Here is a 17,304-nt window from a genome sequence, read left to right on the forward strand (position 1 = left end):
AATCTTATTCAAAAAGGGAACGCCATATTATGTTTCCTTTATATATTACAGAGCAATTGCTGTAATATTATCATTGGGGCTAAGATCTATAATTTTGTCCCCATGAATAGAAAACTGTCTTTAGTGCTAGGGGAGTGTTCAGCATCAATTTCTGATTGCGGACGCTCAAGTAGATTATCCGCGCGATCGTAAAACAGCATGGTATCAAGGTTTTCACTACTGGCGACTTTTTTTAAACGTTGCTCTGAGTCATACAGGTATTCTACCCAACCTCGATAGGTGTCTTCCATGGCGCAAGATTATCTTGGGGATCATAAAACCACTTACACCATAAGGTAATGCCATTTAACGGGTGTTGTTTATCACGAGAGCTGAAAGTGCTAATGGTTCGCCCCAGTTTATCGTATTGCCGATATTGGGTGAGAGCTCCTTGAGTTCGACTGATTTCACGATGTAGGTCGTCACGTTCAAATTCAGTAATTAACTGTGAGCGACCGTCAATAAGGTGGTTGATGGCAGTGGCATGTCCGGAGCCGTAATAGAGCCAATTTAGGCTGTCACCTTGAGGTAACGTCAGACGGCTTAGGTTATTGAGTTCATCATAATTAAATTCGACGATATCGTCGCCCGTTTGTTCACGAGTAATGCGGCCAAGTGCATCGTAGGTAAAATGGACTTTGATTCGCTTGCAAACCCATTTCAAGACCACGTTGATTGGGCTGTTTGCTGGCGACCAATAGGCGGTTCATACTATCCCATTGATATTGGTAGCGATCAGTTAAGGTCTCACGTTTGACAAGGTTACCCGCCGCATCATAGTCGAGTAATATTGTGCGTGGTGCGGATGTGAAGACTCGGTCGCCTAAGTGAGCTTCTTCAACCAGTCGCCCCAAACTGTCATACGCTAAACGCGACTCTGTGTTATCCGGCCAAAATACAGTGATAAGGCGCTCGCGTTCATTCTGATATTGCCAGTGCGTTTGGTTACCATTACCATCCGTTATGCTGAGTAGTCGGCCCAATGCGTCCCATTCACTGAGATGTGTATGACCCAACGCATTGCGACAACCGCAAGGTAATCCAAACTCATCCCAAATTAGCGCCGTTTTAATGCCTGTACGGTCGGTATAATGAATAATTTGGTGATCATGATTAAGTTGCCAAAATGAGGTTGAACCATCGTGCCAATAAGCGATTCGTGTGAGGTTGATATCATCATATTCAAGACGATAGCTTTCGCCTTCGCTGGTTTTGTTTTCAATCACTCGCCAAAGATTATCTTCTGAAAGTGCCCAGCGGTATTCACTGCGTAAGCCATATTTATCGCTATGCCACGCCATAACACCGGCATCAGTCCACCCAAATTGGCGATAAGGGTGATTTGTCTGTTGCTCAACACGTATTAATTAGGCACTTTCGTTGTAAAAAATTGCAATGAAACTATTTAATGGGAAATTATAAGGATTAAAATGTAATAAATTGTTTTTATTGAAATATACGCATTTTATTATTTTTTGATTATCAATATATAATCTATTTTATTTTTAAGTAAAAACCCATTAAATGAGTGGGATGCAAATTTAATGCATAAATTAGATATTAAATTATATTAAAGTTATTTTTTATAAAATAAAACAGCATAAACTTTCGATAAGTCTCGTAGAGTTTATGCTGCTTTTGTTAGTATTTAAACGTGAAGAAAACCGAATAATACTAAATAATAATAAAGCTATTTATTACACATTAAACAAGAAGTTCATCACATCGCCATCTTGCACGATATAATCTTTACCTTCCGCACGCATTTTACCTGCTTCTTTCGCACCTTGTTCACCACCATAAGTGATAAAGTCATTATATGAGATGGTTTGGGCGCGGATAAAACCTTTTTCAAAGTCAGTATGGATCTTACCTGCAGCTTGTGGGGCAGTTGCACCTACAGGGATTGTCCAAGCACGGACTTCTTTTACACCAGCGGTAAAGTAAGTTTGTAAATCGAGTAATGCATAACCTGCACGGATAACACGGTTTAAGCCCGGCTCTTCGATGCCTAAATCTTGCATAAACTCTTCGCGCTCTTCATCGTCTAGCTCTGCAATATCTGCTTCGATAGCAGCACAAACAGGAACAACAACAGAGCCTTCGGCTTCAGCGATTTTACGTACCGTATCAAGATAAGGATTATTTTCGAAACCATCTTCATTGACGTTAGCAATATACATGGTTGGTTTCAGGGTTAAAAAGCTTAAATAACGGATAATCGCTTTTTCTTCATCACTTAAATCTAATGCACGCAACATACCGGCTTTTTCTAAGTGCGGTAAACATTTCTCTAAAACTTCCATCTCTGCTTTAGCAACTTTATCACCACCTTTGGCTTTTTTCTGATTACGATGCATTGCTCGTTCACAGGTATCTAAATCAGAAAGCGCTAATTCGGTATTAATAGTTTCAATATCTTCTGCAGGATCGACTTTACCCGCCACATGCACAATATTGTCATTTTCAAAACAACGCACGACATGGCCGATAGCTTCAGTTTCGCGGATATTGGTAAGGAATTGGTTACCTAAGCCTTCACCTTTAGATGCGCCTTTAACCAAACCTGCAATATCAACAAACTCCATTGTTGTAGGTAACACTCGTTGTGGTTTTACAATTTCTGCTAACTTATCTAAGCGAGGATCAGGCATGGGTACAACACCTGTATTTGGCTCAATAGTACAGAATGGGAAGTTGGCTGCCTCAATACCTGCCTTAGTTAAGGCATTAAACAGTGTAGATTTCCCTACGTTAGGCAGACCGACGATACCACATTTAAATCCCATAAACGTTCACCTTGTCACATAAAAAACAACAGGAAAGGGGGAACTCCTGTTGTGTGCTGTTAAAAAAATTGGCGCTATTATAGAACAAATCCCTGTTTGATTAAATCATCAGGGATTAATTGCGCAAAAGAAAAGGGCATGGCATTGCCCAGTTAACTTATTTGATACACTAATAGCTTTATTGATAGGGGTTAAGCTTTAAAGCTATGTAAACGATTAATGGCTTTTTCGTAACCATCACGCATCAGAATATCTGTACAAGCAAGGGCTTCATCAATTGCATCATCAATAAGTTTTTGCTCACTTGTTGGTGGTTTACCTAACACAAAACCGACCACTTTGTTTTTATCACCGGGATGACCAATCCCAATACGTAATCGATAAAAATTGGGGTTATTGCTAAATTTACTCTGAATATCTTTTAGTCCGTTATGGCCACCATTACCGCCACCCAATTTCATTTTTACCACACCCGGTGGTAAATCCAGTTCATCATGTGCAACCAATATTTCATCGGGTTGAATACGATAAAAATTTGCCATCGCTAATACCGCTTTACCACTTAAATTCATAAAAGTGGTAGGGACTAATAAACGAACATCATTACCATTTAAATTAATACGAGCGGTATAGCCGAAGAATTTGCTCTCTTCTTTTAGAGATTGTTGATGACGTTGAGCCAATAAATCAACATACCAAGCACCCGCATTATGGCGAGTCTGGGCATAATCAGCACCGGGGTTGGCTAACCCGACGATAAGTTTAATTTTACTCACAATTGCCTTTCACTGTTATCGTCTTAAAAGAAAGCATCTAGTTTACCTTTCTCTGTCAAGAAGCACAAAATAGATTGTCATGATTATTTTGTTGAAATCTTTCTAGGAGAAAATACTTATTATTTATAGGGCAAAAAGAGCGAAACAGGCGTATTAGCACCGATAAATGATTTACAAAAGCAATAAAACACATTTTTTGCAAAGAATTGTCAATAATTTTCAGAGCATGTGATCACTGCGACAATACCTTTTTAGTCTTTATGGCTATAATAACTACAATGAATAAAAGGTTATTCGATGTATTTTGGTGTTGAATCGTCTGACGACGCGCTTGGAGGTGCAACATGAAATATAAACATGCTTTTGCCGTTGGCAATTTATTGATGGCTATCGGTATGGTGCTTATGCTCGGTAGTCTTGGTTATAATCTTCTTAGCCATATTTTTCCATTAGGGCTACCTGATATTTTATCTGATGCTTCGCTAATGGGGATCTTTATTGGTGCACTTGTTTGGTTAGCAGGGGCTCGTATTGGTGGTAGAGAAACCGTTGCAGAAAGATATTGGTGGTTGCGTAATCATGACGAACGTTATCGTCGCCATGATAATCATCGTTATCCATAACAGTGTGGGCATCAATAAAATATAGATAAAATCATAATTTATAATAGAGTAAGAATAGATAATAAGTAACTCATTGTCGTTAATATGCAGATAATACATATCTAAAGACCCGCTGATAAAGTGATCGCGGGTTTTTTATTGTCTAAATATTTTATCTTAAAAAGATAACAAAAAACCCGCTATAACATAGGCTATAGCGGGTTTAATTATCTCAAAGTACGATATTAAATCGACAAATTAATGTTCGAACATCGCAGAAATTGACTCTTCATTACTGATACGACGAATGGCTTCAGCCAACATACCAGACAAGGTCAATGAGCGGACTTTATTTAATGCTTTGATTTCTGCTGACAATGGAATTGTATCGCAGACAACCACTTCATCAATAACAGAGCTTCTGATGTTCTCAACAGCATTACCAGAGAAAATAGGGTGAGTCGCGTAAGCAAATACACGTTTAGCACCACGTTCTTTCAGCGCTTCTGCTGCTTTACATAATGTACCACCTGTATCGATCATATCATCAACAAGGATACAGTCGCGATTAGCAACGTCACCGATAATATGCATAACTTGAGAAACGTTAGCACGAGGGCGACGTTTATCAATAATTGCCATATCAGTATCATTCAGAAGTTTAGCGATAGCACGAGCGCGAACAACACCGCCAATATCTGGAGAAACAACAATAGGGTTGTCCAATTCTTTTTGAAGCATATCTTCTAAAAGGATCGGGCTGCCGAAGACATTGTCAACCGGTACATCAAAGAACCCTTGGATTTGTTCTGCATGTAAGTCGCAGGTTAAAACACGGTCTACGCCTACACTAGATAAGAAATCCGCAACAACTTTAGCCGTGATAGGAACACGGGCTGAACGAACACGGCGATCCTGACGGGCATAGCCGAAGTAAGGAATAACAGCAGTGATACGACCAGCGGAAGCTCGACGTAATGCATCAACCATGACCACTAATTCCATTAAGTTATCATTAGTTGGTGCGCAGGTTGATTGAATGATAAAAACATCACCACCACGTACGTTTTCGTTGATTTGCACACTGACTTCACCGTCGCTAAAACGACCTACAGCAGCGTCTCCTAAGCTAGTATAGAGTCGATTGGCAACACGTTGAGCCAGTTCCGGGGTTGCGTTACCAGCAAAAAGCTTCATATCGGGCACGAGAAAAACCTCAGGCTTGCGTCCAGAGAGAGATATTGTTGACCTGTAAAGAACGTGTTTATCAACATAGGGTTTGTAAACATCATAGTTACGGGTGCAATAACACAGGTATCCTTGAGCGGAATAAATGCACAGGGGAAATGTTAACGCCTTGCGCCACAAATCCGTGCACCCACTCAGGGGCGTTAATTAACACTTCACTAGCGGCCTCTTGCGATTCAAACTCACCGAATACACAAGCACCTGTCCCAGTTAAGCGTGACGGTCCATATTCTAACAGCCACGAAAGCAGATATTCAACCTCACGAAAACGTTTTCTTGCGATCATTTCACAGTCATTTGCAAACGGAGCCTGTAATAATGCGCCCAGAGAGCGAATAGGCGAATTACGTTTTAATTCTGGATCTGTGAAGATTGTCGGGGTTGGGATAGAAATTCCGGGGTGAGCAACTAAATACCAACACTCTTTGGGTGATGCCGGGGTTAATATTTCACCAACACCTTCAGCAAAAGCGGCATGCCCTTTAACAAATACCGGCACATCTGCGCCTAACGTCACGCCGAGTGTGGCTAATGTTTCATCGCTTAGACCTGCTTGCCAATGGTAATTAAGGGCTATCAGTGTTGTCGCAGCATTGGAAGAGCCTCCCCCTAAACCTCCTCCCATGGGCAGTTTTTTATCAATGCTAATATCTGCTCCTTGATAGCGTAGGGGAATATGGTGCTGATAGCAGTATTGACGTAATAATTTGGCTGCTTTAATAATCAGATTATCTTCATCTGCAACCCCTTCAACGGGGGTTAAGATGGTTAACTGCGTATCATTACGGGGCGTAAAAGTCAGCGTATCGCCATAATCTAAAAATTGAAATAAGGTTTGTAGATTATGGTAACCATCGGGGCGTTTCCCGGTAATGTAGAGAAAAAGATTTAATTTGGCAGGAGAGGGCCAACTTAGTGTCATTGCTGTATATCCCAGTTATCCATTTTTAATTTTATCGTGCGTTCACCTTGTTTTAATTCAAGGCGCTGTGGCAAGTTCGGTGTTATTGCGGTGTCATAGGATTGGTAGGTTACCACCCAATCACCTTCTGGGGTTGGCCATGTAACCGATTTTAAAAGATGATTTGCATCGAGTTCAAAATCCGTGGCATCACCCGGTAAACCAATTAACCAAGCGCGTAAATTTTTTAAAGGGATCACCATACCGGTGAGCTGATAAATCATTTCAGTTGGATTGTCACTATAATACTTTTTACCACCATTATCAGTCACTTCAATCACACCAGGCATCACATTTAAGTCTAGCTCTGTCGTCCCCAATGGATTGGTTAAAAGTAAGCGATAGCGATCGGTATCTTTATCTTGCCAATAGAAACGTGCGTAAGTTTTATAGGTGCCTTCAATGTAAGCGAAGGCGCCACGTGTCTCATATTGTGAAATCTTATTTAATGCTTGTTGACGCGATTGCCATTGAACATCGTTATCTGACGCTGAACCTTGTGTTTGTATATTATTTAAATTACATGCACTTAGTAGCAGCGCAGCTAGCGGAAGGAGACGCAAAAGTGATTTGGTTGGAAAAATGCGTGAGCGCATAGCTGAGATATTCCTTACATTCGTTCTTTGTTGCAAAAAAGCGTATCATAAACGCGAAGATATAACGATATTTCGTTAAATAGTCGATTGAATTTGCCTATCATACAAGTAAGCACTTTTATTGAAAGAGTTCATCAAGTAGAATGGCGGCAATGAAGAGTCCATACTAAATGCGCTGTTTTAGGTTTATACTAAGTCAAGTCGCGAGTCGGTATTTATTCATAACTCAATTATAAGATATGACGTTATTAGCATTAGGTATTAATCACAAAACAGCCCCCGTAGCGTTACGTGAGAAAGTCTCTTTTTCTCCTGATACCATGGGTGACGCCTTAAATAACTTGTTACAGCAACCTGCTGTAAGAGGTGGTGTAGTGCTGTCTACTTGTAACCGTACTGAGCTTTATCTGAGTCTAGAAGATAAAGAAAATAGCCATGAACAACTGATCAGTTGGTTATGTCAGTATCACCAAATTGAGCCTCATGAGCTTAAAAATAGTGTTTATTGGCATCAAGATAATCAAGCAGTGAGCCACCTGATGCGCGTTGCTAGTGGTTTAGATTCCTTGGTATTAGGTGAACCGCAAATTTTAGGGCAAGTCAAAAAAGCGTTTGCCGATTCTCAAAACTATCACTCGCTCTCTTCAGAGCTGGAACGCCTGTTTCAGAAATCCTTTTCAGTTGCGAAAAGAGTGAGAACAGAGACCCAAATTGGTGCTAATGCTGTTTCTGTCGCTTTTGCTGCCTGTACTTTAGCGCGCCAAATCTTTGAGTCATTATCATCATTGACTATCTTATTGGTCGGTGCGGGTGAAACGATTGAATTAGTGGCGCGTCACTTACGTGAACATCAAGTCAAAAAAATCATTATTGCTAATCGCACCAAAGAGCGAGCGCAACGTTTAGCGAATGAAGTTGACGCTGAGGTTATCACTTTATCTGATATTGATGAGTCACTTTCTCAAGCGGATATTGTGATCAGTTCAACAGCAAGTCCGTTGCCTATTATTGGCAAAGGCATGGTAGAAAGGGCGTTAAAGAAACGTCGTAATCAACCAATGCTACTCGTTGATATTGCTGTGCCTCGTGATATTGAACAAGATATTGAAAAACTGAGTAACGTTTATCTTTATAGTGTTGATGATTTAGAAGCTATCATTCAGCATAACCGTGAACAGCGCCAAGCCGCAGCCATTGAAGCTGAACATATCGTGCAACAAGAGAGTGGCCAATTTATGGATTGGTTACGTGCTCAAGGTGCTGTCGGGGCGATTAGAGAATATCGCGATAGTGCAGAAATGTTACGTGCAGAAATGGCAGAAAAAGCGATTGCATTGATACAAAATGGCGCTGATGCAGAAAAAGTGATCCAACAGCTTTCTCATCAGTTGATGAATCGCCTTATTCATACACCAACCAAATCTCTTCAACAGGCTGCCAGTGATGGTGATATTGAACGCCTGAATCTCTTACGTGAAAGTTTGGGTATTACCCATAATTAACTTTATCTAACAGGATCTTAATCTACGAATGAAGCCTTCTATTGTCGCTAAGTTGGAAGCTCTACAAGAGCGTTATGAAGAAATTCAAGCACTTCTAGCAGAAGCTGATGTTATTGCCTCTCAGGAGCGTTTTCGTGCGCTTTCAAAAGAGTATGCTCAATTAACGGATGTCACATCTTGTTATCGTCAATGGCGAAAAGTGCAAGATGATATGGAAGCGGCAGAAATGATGCTTGATGATCCTGAAATGAAAGAGATGGCTCAAGAAGAGCTAAAAGAAGCACAAAGCGTCAATGAGGAGCTAGAACAGCAACTTCAAGTGCTGTTATTACCTAAAGATCCTGACGATGAGTTCAACTGTTTCCTTGAAATTCGTGCCGGAACGGGTGGTGATGAAGCCGCACTTTTCGCCGGTGACCTATTCCGTATGTATAGCCGTTATGCCGAAGCACGTCGTTGGCGTATTGAAGTGATGAATGCAAACGAAGGCGAACATGGCGGTTATAAAGAGATCATTGCCAAAGTCATTGGTGATGGTGCTTATGGGGTACTGAAATTTGAATCAGGCGGGCATCGTGTACAACGCGTGCCGGAAACAGAATCTCAAGGACGCATTCATACTTCTGCTTGTACAGTTGCGGTATTGCCTGAAGTGCCAGAAGCTGAATTACCCGAAATTAGCCCAAGTGATTTACGTATTGATACTTTTCGCTCATCAGGGGCGGGTGGTCAGCACGTAAATACCACGGATTCGGCCATCCGTATTACGCATATCCCGACGGGCATTGTGGTAGAGTGTCAGGATGAGCGTTCTCAACATAAAAACAAAGCGAAAGCGATGTCAGTATTAGGTGCGCGTATTCGTGCTGCCGAAGTACAAAAACGTCAAGAAGCCGAAGCATCTGAACGCCGTAACTTATTAGGTTCAGGAGATCGTTCTGATCGTATTAGAACTTATAATTTCCCACAAGGTCGCGTGACGGATCATCGCATAAACCTTACGCTTTACCGGTTAGATGAGGTGATGGAAGGTAAACTAGATGCACTTATTCAACCTATTGTCACTGAATATCAAGCCGATCAGCTATCCGCTTTATCTGAGCAAGATTAATGAATTATAAACAATGGCTGCATCAAGCAGCCTTGCAATTAATTGATAGTGACAGCCCAAAGCGGGACGCAGAAATTCTATTAGGGCACGTAACAAAACGTGCTCGTACTTATTTGATTGCTTTTAGTGAAACTGTACTTTTAGAAGATGAACTAGTGCAATTGTCATCCCTCCTTGCTCGACGTATAAAGGGCGAGCCTATCGCTTATTTAGTAGGAGAGAGAGAATTTTGGTCACTACCTTTAAAAGTCTCTCCTGCAACACTTATCCCTCGGCCTGATACCGAATGTCTAGTTGAAAAAGCATTAGAGAAACTCTCTGCACAAGCAAGCCGAATTTTAGATTTAGGTACGGGGACAGGGGCTATTGCTTTAGCGATAGCTTCGGAACGTTCTGACTGCCGTGTCCTTGGTGTTGATTTTCAACCAGAAGCGGTAGCATTAGCGATAGAAAATGCACAACATTTGGCACTTAGCAACGTAGAATTTACGGAAAGTTGCTGGTTTAGTTCACTCTCTGGTTATCAATTTGATATGATAATCAGCAATCCTCCTTATATTGATGAAGAAGATGAGCATCTTTATCAAGGAGACGTTCGCTTTGAGCCATTAACCGCATTGGTCGCGGCAGATCATGGTTTTGCTGATATTGAGCTTATTATTACAAATGCCCGTCAGTTTTTAGCTAATAACGGTTGGGTATTAATAGAGCATGGTTGGCAACAAGGTGAAAGAGTACGTAATATTTTTATTGATAAGGGTTACTGCTGCGTGGAAACTTTCCGTGATTACGGCGGTAATGAGCGAGTGACAGTAGGTCGTTGGAATGATGATAGAAACCATAGCTGATTACGAATTTAACAAAGCCCCTTTGGTTAAGGGTATGATCCTTATCTCTCAGGCAATTCGCCCAGATTTTCCAGTCACTTCAGTTGGCTATCAATTGGCACAGCTGGTGGAGCAAGCAGAAGCGGAAATTCCCCACCAAGCCAGTATACAAGAGAGAATTGATGCACTGCTGAAGCTATTTTATAAACAATGGCATTTCAGTGGTGCAAGTGGCAAATATTGTCTTTCTGATACGTTATGGTTAGATAAAGTATTGGCCACTCATATTGGTTCACCTGTGTCATTAGGTTCCATTTTAATTTATATCGCACAGGCAATAAATTTACCGTTAGCGCCAGTTATTTTTCCTACACAGTTAATTATCAGAATAGATATTCCGGATGAAAAACCACTTTTCTTAAATCCCATTAATGGTGAATATCTTTCTCGTCATACTTTAGACGTTTGGCTAAAAGGTAATGTAGGCAGTACATCTGAGCTATCAGCATCCGATCTAGAAGAGTCAGAACACAGTTCTATTATTCGCAAGTTATTAGATACACTCAAAGTCTCTTTAATGGAAGAAAAGAAGATGGAGCAGGCACTTAAGACCAGTGAAACGGTGTTATTGTTTGATCCAGAAGATCCCTATGAAATACGTGATCGTGGGCTGATTTATGCTCAATTAGAGTGTAATCATGTGGCATTGTCTGACCTTAACTACTTTGTTGAACAGTGTCCGGAAGATCCCATTTCAGAGATGATTAAAATTCAAATTCATTCAATAGAACAGCATCCTGTTGTTTTACATTAAAATTTAATCCCGTACTGGGTATATAACGGTACATGGCAAAATAAGATAGGAATAGATATGCAACATAAAGTGGTGAGTATTGGTGATATCAAAGTAGCAAATAATTTACCCTTTGTGCTCTTTGGTGGCATGAATGTATTGGAATCGCGCGATTTAGCCATGCGTATTTGTGAGCATTACGTCACAGTTACTCAAAAATTAGATATTCCTTATGTATTTAAGGCCTCTTTTGATAAAGCAAACCGCTCATCTATCCACTCTTATCGTGGACCGGGTCTTGATGAAGGAATGAAAATTTTCCAAGAGCTAAAAGAGACTTTTGGGGTAAAAATTATCACTGATGTTCATGAACCTTCACAAGCTCAGCCTGTATCTGAAGTCGTTGATGTTATTCAGCTACCGGCATTCTTAGCGCGTCAAACCGATTTGGTTGAGGCAATGGCCAAAACCGGTGCGGTAATTAACGTGAAAAAGCCACAGTTTGTTAGCCCTGGTCAAATGGGAAATATCGTCGAGAAATTTAAAGAAGGCGGTAACGACCAAGTGATTTTATGTGACCGTGGTAGTAATTTTGGTTACGATAATTTAGTGGTCGATATGCTAGGTTTTCATGTCATGATGCAAGCCTCAGAAGGGGCTCCAGTGATTTTTGATGTTACCCACTCACTACAATGCCGTGATCCATTCGGTGCGGCTTCTGGTGGTCGTCGTGGACAAGTCGCTGAGTTAGCTCGTGCAGGTATGGCAGTGGGTCTGGCAGGGTTATTTCTTGAAGCTCATCCCGATCCTGATCATGCCCGCTGTGATGGCCCATCAGCTTTACCATTAGCTAAATTAGAACCTTTCTTAGCTCAAATTAAAGCGATTGACTCTCTGGTAAAAAGCTTCCCTGAGTTAGATACCAGTAAATAAACTTGTTATGCAACTACACACTGTAGTGAATATGTTCGGCGCTGATCTCCAGCGCCGTTATCATGAAAAAATCCACAAAATAACCCTTCATGGTGGTTTTAGTTGTCCTAATCGAGATGGCACATTAGGACGAGGAGGGTGTACATTTTGCAATGTCTCTTCTTTTGCTGATGAGCAAACGCAATATCACTCTATTGAAGAGCAAATCGCCTACCAAGCTAAGCATATTACCCGTGCTCGCCGTTATTTAGCTTATTTTCAAGCCTATACTAGTACCTATGCAGAAGTAGAACATCTACGAAAAATGTATGAAAGTGCATTATTACAAGCCAATATGGTTGGATTATGTGTTGGGACACGCCCTGATTGTGTGCCCGTCAGTGTGTTAGATCTACTGCAAGGCTATTGCGAACAAGGTTATGAAGTATGGTTAGAGTTAGGATTACAAACTGCACATAATAAGACATTAAAGCATATTAATCGTGGTCATGATTTTCAATGTTATCAAGCAACCACAAAAGAAGCGCGTCGCCGAGGTTTAAAGGTGTGTACGCATCTTATTATCGGTTTACCTCGTGAAGATCATCAGTTAAATATGCAAACCTTAGAGCAGGTAGTAGAAACCGGTGTTGATGGACTAAAATTACACCCTTTACACATAGTTGAGGGGAGTACGATAGCCAAAGCATGGAAAGCAGGGCGTATTAGTGCATTAACACAACAACAATATGTTTATACTGCTGGTGAAATAATCCGTCATACTCCTGCAGAAGTTATTTATCATCGTGTTTGTGCCAGTGCCAGAAAACCTACTTTATTAGCCCCTGAATGGTGTGAAAATCACTGGTTGGGTATGAATGCACTCTATCAATACTTATTAGAGAAAGGCGTACAAGGTAGTGGGATAAATAAGCCTTTTGTGGCTAATTGTAAATAATTATCCACTCAACATAAAATCACTTGTCACTTTTTTAATCATACTGTACAGCTTTGAAGCTGTACAAAGGAGGTTGCTATGGCTCAAGCACTAGTAGAAAACAGTGAACGAGTGTCAATTCGTATCACTACAGAAGATAAATCACTGCTGGTTCGTGCTGCTAGTTTGGAAAATACAAACTTAACAGAGTTTGTACTTCGTAATATTGTACCTGTAGCTCGGCAAGTTATTGAAAATAATGAGCGTTTAAAATTATCAGGAAAAGACACATTACGTGTTATGGAACTTTTAGATAATCCACCAAAGCCTAATGCTAAACTACTTGCAGCGGCTTTTGCTCTACCGGTCAATGCATGACAATACCAAATTGATTAAATCCCCTCTTTCTTTATTAATTTCCTTTAAAACCATTTATACTGCACTTTCAATGGCAAATAAAATATAAATCATAACTTAATAATTAAGCCCTTAATTAAATAGTGTAAATTAAGGGCTTAAAGATTTTTATAATTAATAATTAAAAAACTACTGAATTAATTCCATATCATCCAGCGCTTTTTGTAGCGAAGGATAAAAATTAAGTGTGCCATCAATTGGCGTTACTCGTGCTCTTGCTAATGTCTTTAATGGCTGGAAGGGAATATCACAAACAATAATATGAGTATCATGTTGCACATCCGCCACAAAGTGTTGAAAAGCATGTAATCCCCCAGCATCTAATACAGGTACTGCATCCCACTGCATAATAAGAGTTTTATATCCTTTACTACGTTCACGTAATTCATTAAAAATACGCTCGGCGGCAGCAAAGAATAGCGGACCATTAACACGCACAACTAATAATTGTTTATCATCATCAGTATAAGTTGATTCTGTTATTTTCGTCATATTAGCAATACGACGCATAAATAATAAAGAGGCTAATACAATGCCGATAGTGATCGCAATAACCATATCAAACAGCACGGTAAGTGATAAACATAATACTAAAACGATAATATCGTCTTTTGGTGCATGACGAATAAGATCGATAACTTTACGAGCTTCACTCATATTCCATGCAACAATTAATAACAATGCAGACATTGCTGCTAATGGTAAATAAGAGAGAAAAGGCGCTAAGACCAGTAAAGTTACTAAAACTAATAAAGAGTGCACAATCGCAGATACAGGGGACGTTGCACCGGCACGTACGTTTGCCGCTGAGCGGGCAATAGCCGCAGTTGCGGTGATCCCACCAAAGAAAGGCGCTACAATATTACCAATACCTTGACCGACTAACTCACCATTAGAGTGATGTTTTTTCCCCGTCATACCATCAAGCACTACAGCACAGAGGAGTGATTCAATCGCACCTAACATTGCCATTGAAAAAGCGGCGGGTAATAACGCACTGACCGTGCTCCAATTTAATGCAATAGACTCACCACTACTGGGTAAATTCCACGGTAGCACAAATTGTGGCAGGATCGGCGGAATACCTTGTCCTGTTGAACCATCAGGCAATAGATAGCTAAATTGTGAACCAATGGTGGCAACATCATGGCCAAATAAATTAACTATCCCCATAACAGCCGTACCGGCAATTAATGCTGGTAAATGGCCGGGAAGACGTAAATTCAATTTAGGCCAATAAATTAATACTAAGAGAGTGGTTGCACCTATTAATGTATCTCCAAGATGGATTGTCGGTAGAGCGGCACCAAGAGCAATCACTTTATCAATATAGGTTTCTGGGACATGCGACATTTCTAAGCCAAAGAAATCTTTGATCTGCATGGTGGCGATAGTGATGGCAATCCCCGAAGTAAATCCTAATGTGACAGAAACGGGAATATATTCAATGAGCTTACCAAAACGAGCTAACCCCATAACCACTAAAATAATCCCAGACATCAAAGTGGCAATTAATAGCCCACTTAAACCAAATTGTTGTGAAACAGGATAAAGTATCACCACAAAGGCGGCAGTAGGCCCTGAAACACTGTAGCGAGAGCCACCTGTTACAGCGATAATAATACCGGCAATAGCTGCGGTATAAAGACCGTATTGCGGGGGAACACCGCTACCAATAGCCAATGCCATTGCCAGTGGTATTGCGATAATGCCGACGGTGATCCCTGCAATAATATCTTTTAATAAACGGGCAAAAGAGTAAGGCTCTTTTACACATGCATCAATAAATGCACTAAAGGGGCGAACCCGGTTAACTTTATGCGTTTTCATTTAGGCTTAAACCAAAATAAGAAGTCAAATGCCGAATAAAGGCGATAAAAAAGAGCAGAAAGGATATCGCTTTTATTTGCTAATAATAATGTGATATATCAAATTATTAAACACTATCTTAATACTTAGCGAAAATTAAAGCAATTAATTGAAAAACTTAAGCAAAAGAGATAACGTTATGTAACGTATTGTATTTATTCTGTTACTTTCATGAAAAAGAAGTTTGACGTTATTCTATAAATTATATAAAGCGTTTTATTTTAGAATAATTGTCATTAAAAATAGTAATGCATAAAAATAGCTAAAAAGTATTTTATAAAATAAAGGAAAAAACAATTCTATAAATAAAGCTAATTAGTGTATATGAAAAAGAGCATTTTTATTAAATAGAATAATTAAGTATCTAGAATAGGTTAATAGCAACGTATATAAAAACAATCACAATAAATTTATTATTACAATTTTAGTACTGGTAGCAAGCAGAACGTTGTCGCTGTATAGTTGCTGTATAGATTAAAGGACAACAAGACAAAAAAACGCCTAGTTTTTTAACTAGGCGCTTTCTTAGAATATGGCGGTGAGAGAGGGATTCGAACCCTCGATACGTTGCCGTATACACACTTTCCAGGCGTGCTCCTTCAGCCTCTCGGACATCTCACCGTATTGTGGTTAAACATGGCATTCATGCTCAACGGGGCGCTACTATAGGGAAAAGAGTGATAAGCGTCAACAGCTAAATGCGTTTTTTCCTTAACTTTTGTGCCAACCAGTCAAATAAAAAACAATATGAACAAGGCTTAAGCAAATAATGTGATCTCTTTTGAGATGTAACATCCATTTTTTAGCTAAATTTCGTTAGCTGGTTAACATTATCAACATTTTTCTTAACAACTTTTTCAAACAGACTTGAAATAAAAGCATAACCCTCGCACCCTATGGTAAAAATGCTGGAGGAAGGCAAAAATGAATATTATTTTTTATCATCCTTTTTTTGATGCAAATACATGGATAAGTGGAATGAAAGCACGACTTCCTGACGCGCATATTCGTGTTTGGGAGCATGGTGATGATAAGCCTGCTGATTATGCAATGGTCTGGCTTCCTCCCTATGAAATGTTAGCAAGCCGTAACCAATTAAAAGGTATTTTTGCACTTGGTGCGGGTGTTGATGCCATTTTAAAGCAAGAGCAACAAAAACCAGGCACATTACCCGCTGGGGTTCCGGTAATGCGTTTAGAAGACACGGGTATGGGTTTGCAAATGCAAGAGTATGCCATTGCTAAAGTGATGTATTATTTTCGCCGTATGGATGATTATAAACGTCAACAATCACAACGCTTATGGAAACAACTCCCCGCACATACTTATGATAATTTTGTTATTGGTGTTTTGGGTGCAGGTGCATTAGGCGCAAGTGTAGCGACTAAGCTTGCTGAACTTGGTTTTAACGTGCGTTGCTGGAGTCGTAGTAAAAAGCAAATTAATCAGGTAGAGAGTTTTTATGGTAACGATCAACTGAGCGATTTTGTTAAAGAGTGTCAGTTGTTAATCAATCTATTACCTTATACACCACAAACTCATGGTATTTTAAATTTCTCGCTTTTTGAACAGCTTAAACCTTCTTCTTATTTAATTAATTTGGCAAGGGGAGCACATCTTGTTGATCAAGATCTGCTAGAAGCTATCGATCAAGGTTATATTGCTGATGCCTCTTTAGATGTATTTAGCCAAGAGCCATTACCGGGTATGCATCCGTTTTGGACTCATCCTCGTATCTCTATTACACCGCATATTGCTGCTTTTACTATTCCAGATATTGCAATGGATACAATTGTTGAAAATATTCAACGTATTGAAAAGGGCGAAACACCTTTTGGTGTTGTGGATATGAAAAGTGGCTATTAAATAATATAGATATAATATATATATAAATAGACAATAAATTTTATTTTATTGTCTATTTT

Annotated in this window: 18 protein-coding genes and 1 tRNA gene; 9 read left to right on the plus strand and 10 right to left on the minus strand. The window is 39.9% G+C overall.

Going from position 1 to position 17,304, the window contains the following annotated elements; genetic code table 11:
- Positions 1-86: 86 nt before the first annotated feature.
- The 5 genes from HMPREF0693_RS00590 to pth form a co-directional block, all read right to left on the minus strand.
- Positions 87-290: a hypothetical protein gene (locus tag HMPREF0693_RS00590; protein ID WP_004242655.1), complete on the minus strand. Its 204-nt coding sequence runs from the start codon at positions 288-290 to the stop codon at positions 87-89.
- Positions 263-703 carry a hypothetical protein gene (locus HMPREF0693_RS18850; protein WP_004242656.1) on the minus strand — a complete coding sequence of 147 codons (441 nt, stop codon included), beginning with the start codon at positions 701-703 and terminating at the stop codon, positions 263-265. Before HMPREF0693_RS18850 ends, HMPREF0693_RS00590 begins: the two co-directional genes overlap by 28 nt.
- Positions 636-1,340 (minus strand): RHS repeat protein, encoded by a 705-nt coding sequence (locus HMPREF0693_RS00595; RefSeq protein ID WP_004242657.1) that lies wholly within the window; start codon positions 1,338-1,340, stop codon positions 636-638. The genes HMPREF0693_RS18850 and HMPREF0693_RS00595 overlap by 68 nt, the downstream gene beginning before the upstream one ends.
- A gap of 396 nt (positions 1,341-1,736) precedes the next feature.
- Positions 1,737-2,828, minus strand: coding sequence for a redox-regulated ATPase YchF (ychF, locus tag HMPREF0693_RS00600; RefSeq protein WP_004242658.1), 1,092 nt, complete (start codon positions 2,826-2,828; stop codon positions 1,737-1,739).
- A 191-nt stretch (positions 2,829-3,019) separates the two neighbouring features.
- Entirely contained in the window at positions 3,020-3,604 is a 585-nt protein-coding gene (gene pth / locus HMPREF0693_RS00605; protein ID WP_004242660.1) for an aminoacyl-tRNA hydrolase, read from the minus strand.
- A 344-nt stretch (positions 3,605-3,948) separates the two neighbouring features.
- On the opposite strand from pth, the gene ychH reads away from it, so the two are divergent.
- On the plus strand, positions 3,949-4,227 hold the full coding sequence (gene ychH / locus HMPREF0693_RS00610) for a stress-induced protein YchH (RefSeq protein WP_004242663.1): 279 nt from the start codon (positions 3,949-3,951) through the stop codon (positions 4,225-4,227).
- Between the two features lie 237 nt (positions 4,228-4,464).
- On the opposite strand, the gene prs is transcribed toward ychH, so the two are convergent.
- The 3 genes from prs to lolB form a co-directional block, all read right to left on the minus strand.
- A complete protein-coding gene (prs, locus tag HMPREF0693_RS00615) occupies positions 4,465-5,412 on the minus strand; it encodes a ribose-phosphate diphosphokinase (protein WP_004242665.1) in 948 nt (315 codons plus the stop codon).
- A gap of 88 nt (positions 5,413-5,500) precedes the next feature.
- The gene (ispE, locus tag HMPREF0693_RS00620) at positions 5,501-6,376 is read right to left on the minus strand and encodes a 4-(cytidine 5'-diphospho)-2-C-methyl-D-erythritol kinase (RefSeq protein WP_004242667.1); all 876 of its coding nucleotides are present in this window, start codon (positions 6,374-6,376) and stop codon (positions 5,501-5,503) included.
- The gene (gene lolB, locus HMPREF0693_RS00625; RefSeq protein WP_004242669.1) at positions 6,373-7,011 is read right to left on the minus strand and encodes a lipoprotein insertase outer membrane protein LolB; all 639 of its coding nucleotides are present in this window, start codon (positions 7,009-7,011) and stop codon (positions 6,373-6,375) included. The genes ispE and lolB overlap by 4 nt, the downstream gene beginning before the upstream one ends.
- A 239-nt stretch (positions 7,012-7,250) precedes the next feature.
- Here lolB and hemA point away from each other — a divergent pair, with 239 nt between their 5' ends.
- The 7 genes from hemA (at position 7,251) to HMPREF0693_RS00660 (ending at position 13,471) form a co-directional block, all read left to right on the plus strand.
- Positions 7,251-8,513, plus strand: a complete 1,263-nt coding sequence (hemA, locus tag HMPREF0693_RS00630) for a glutamyl-tRNA reductase (RefSeq protein ID WP_004242677.1) — start codon at positions 7,251-7,253, stop codon at positions 8,511-8,513.
- A gap of 28 nt (positions 8,514-8,541) precedes the next feature.
- Positions 8,542-9,624 (plus strand): peptide chain release factor 1, encoded by a 1,083-nt coding sequence (prfA, locus tag HMPREF0693_RS00635; protein ID WP_004242680.1) that lies wholly within the window; start codon positions 8,542-8,544, stop codon positions 9,622-9,624.
- The gene (prmC, locus tag HMPREF0693_RS00640) at positions 9,624-10,472 is read left to right on the plus strand and encodes a peptide chain release factor N(5)-glutamine methyltransferase (RefSeq protein ID WP_004242684.1); all 849 of its coding nucleotides are present in this window, start codon (positions 9,624-9,626) and stop codon (positions 10,470-10,472) included. Before prfA ends, prmC begins: the two co-directional genes overlap by 1 nt.
- Positions 10,450-11,265 (plus strand): invasion regulator SirB1, encoded by an 816-nt coding sequence (sirB1, locus tag HMPREF0693_RS00645; RefSeq protein ID WP_004242688.1) that lies wholly within the window; start codon positions 10,450-10,452, stop codon positions 11,263-11,265. The genes prmC and sirB1 overlap by 23 nt, the downstream gene beginning before the upstream one ends.
- A gap of 57 nt (positions 11,266-11,322) precedes the next feature.
- The gene (gene kdsA, locus HMPREF0693_RS00650; RefSeq protein ID WP_004242689.1) at positions 11,323-12,177 is read left to right on the plus strand and encodes a 3-deoxy-8-phosphooctulonate synthase; all 855 of its coding nucleotides are present in this window, start codon (positions 11,323-11,325) and stop codon (positions 12,175-12,177) included.
- A 7-nt stretch (positions 12,178-12,184) separates the two neighbouring features.
- Positions 12,185-13,114, plus strand: coding sequence for a tRNA modification radical SAM protein MnmL/YtqA (mnmL, locus tag HMPREF0693_RS00655; RefSeq protein ID WP_004242691.1), 930 nt, complete (start codon positions 12,185-12,187; stop codon positions 13,112-13,114).
- Between the two features lie 78 nt (positions 13,115-13,192).
- Entirely contained in the window at positions 13,193-13,471 is a 279-nt protein-coding gene (locus HMPREF0693_RS00660; protein ID WP_004242693.1) for a type II toxin-antitoxin system TacA family antitoxin, read from the plus strand.
- A 168-nt stretch (positions 13,472-13,639) separates the two neighbouring features.
- Here HMPREF0693_RS00660 and dauA read toward each other — a convergent pair whose 3' ends face one another.
- Both dauA and HMPREF0693_RS00670 read right to left on the minus strand, forming a co-directional pair.
- Complete coding sequence (dauA, locus tag HMPREF0693_RS00665) at positions 13,640-15,340, minus strand: C4-dicarboxylic acid transporter DauA (RefSeq protein WP_004242694.1); 1,701 nt, start codon at positions 15,338-15,340, stop codon at positions 13,640-13,642.
- 572 nt (positions 15,341-15,912) lie between these two features.
- Positions 15,913-16,000: transfer RNA gene (locus HMPREF0693_RS00670), tRNA-Ser, on the minus strand.
- A 303-nt stretch (positions 16,001-16,303) separates the two neighbouring features.
- On the opposite strand from HMPREF0693_RS00670, the gene ghrA reads away from it, so the two are divergent.
- Positions 16,304-17,245 carry a glyoxylate/hydroxypyruvate reductase GhrA gene (gene ghrA / locus HMPREF0693_RS00675; RefSeq protein WP_004242695.1) on the plus strand — a complete coding sequence of 314 codons (942 nt, stop codon included), beginning with the start codon at positions 16,304-16,306 and terminating at the stop codon, positions 17,243-17,245.
- The last annotated feature ends 59 nt before the right edge of the window (positions 17,246-17,304 follow it).

The organism is Proteus mirabilis ATCC 29906 (genome assembly GCF_000160755.1).
Lineage (GTDB): Bacteria > Pseudomonadota > Gammaproteobacteria > Enterobacterales > Enterobacteriaceae > Proteus > Proteus mirabilis.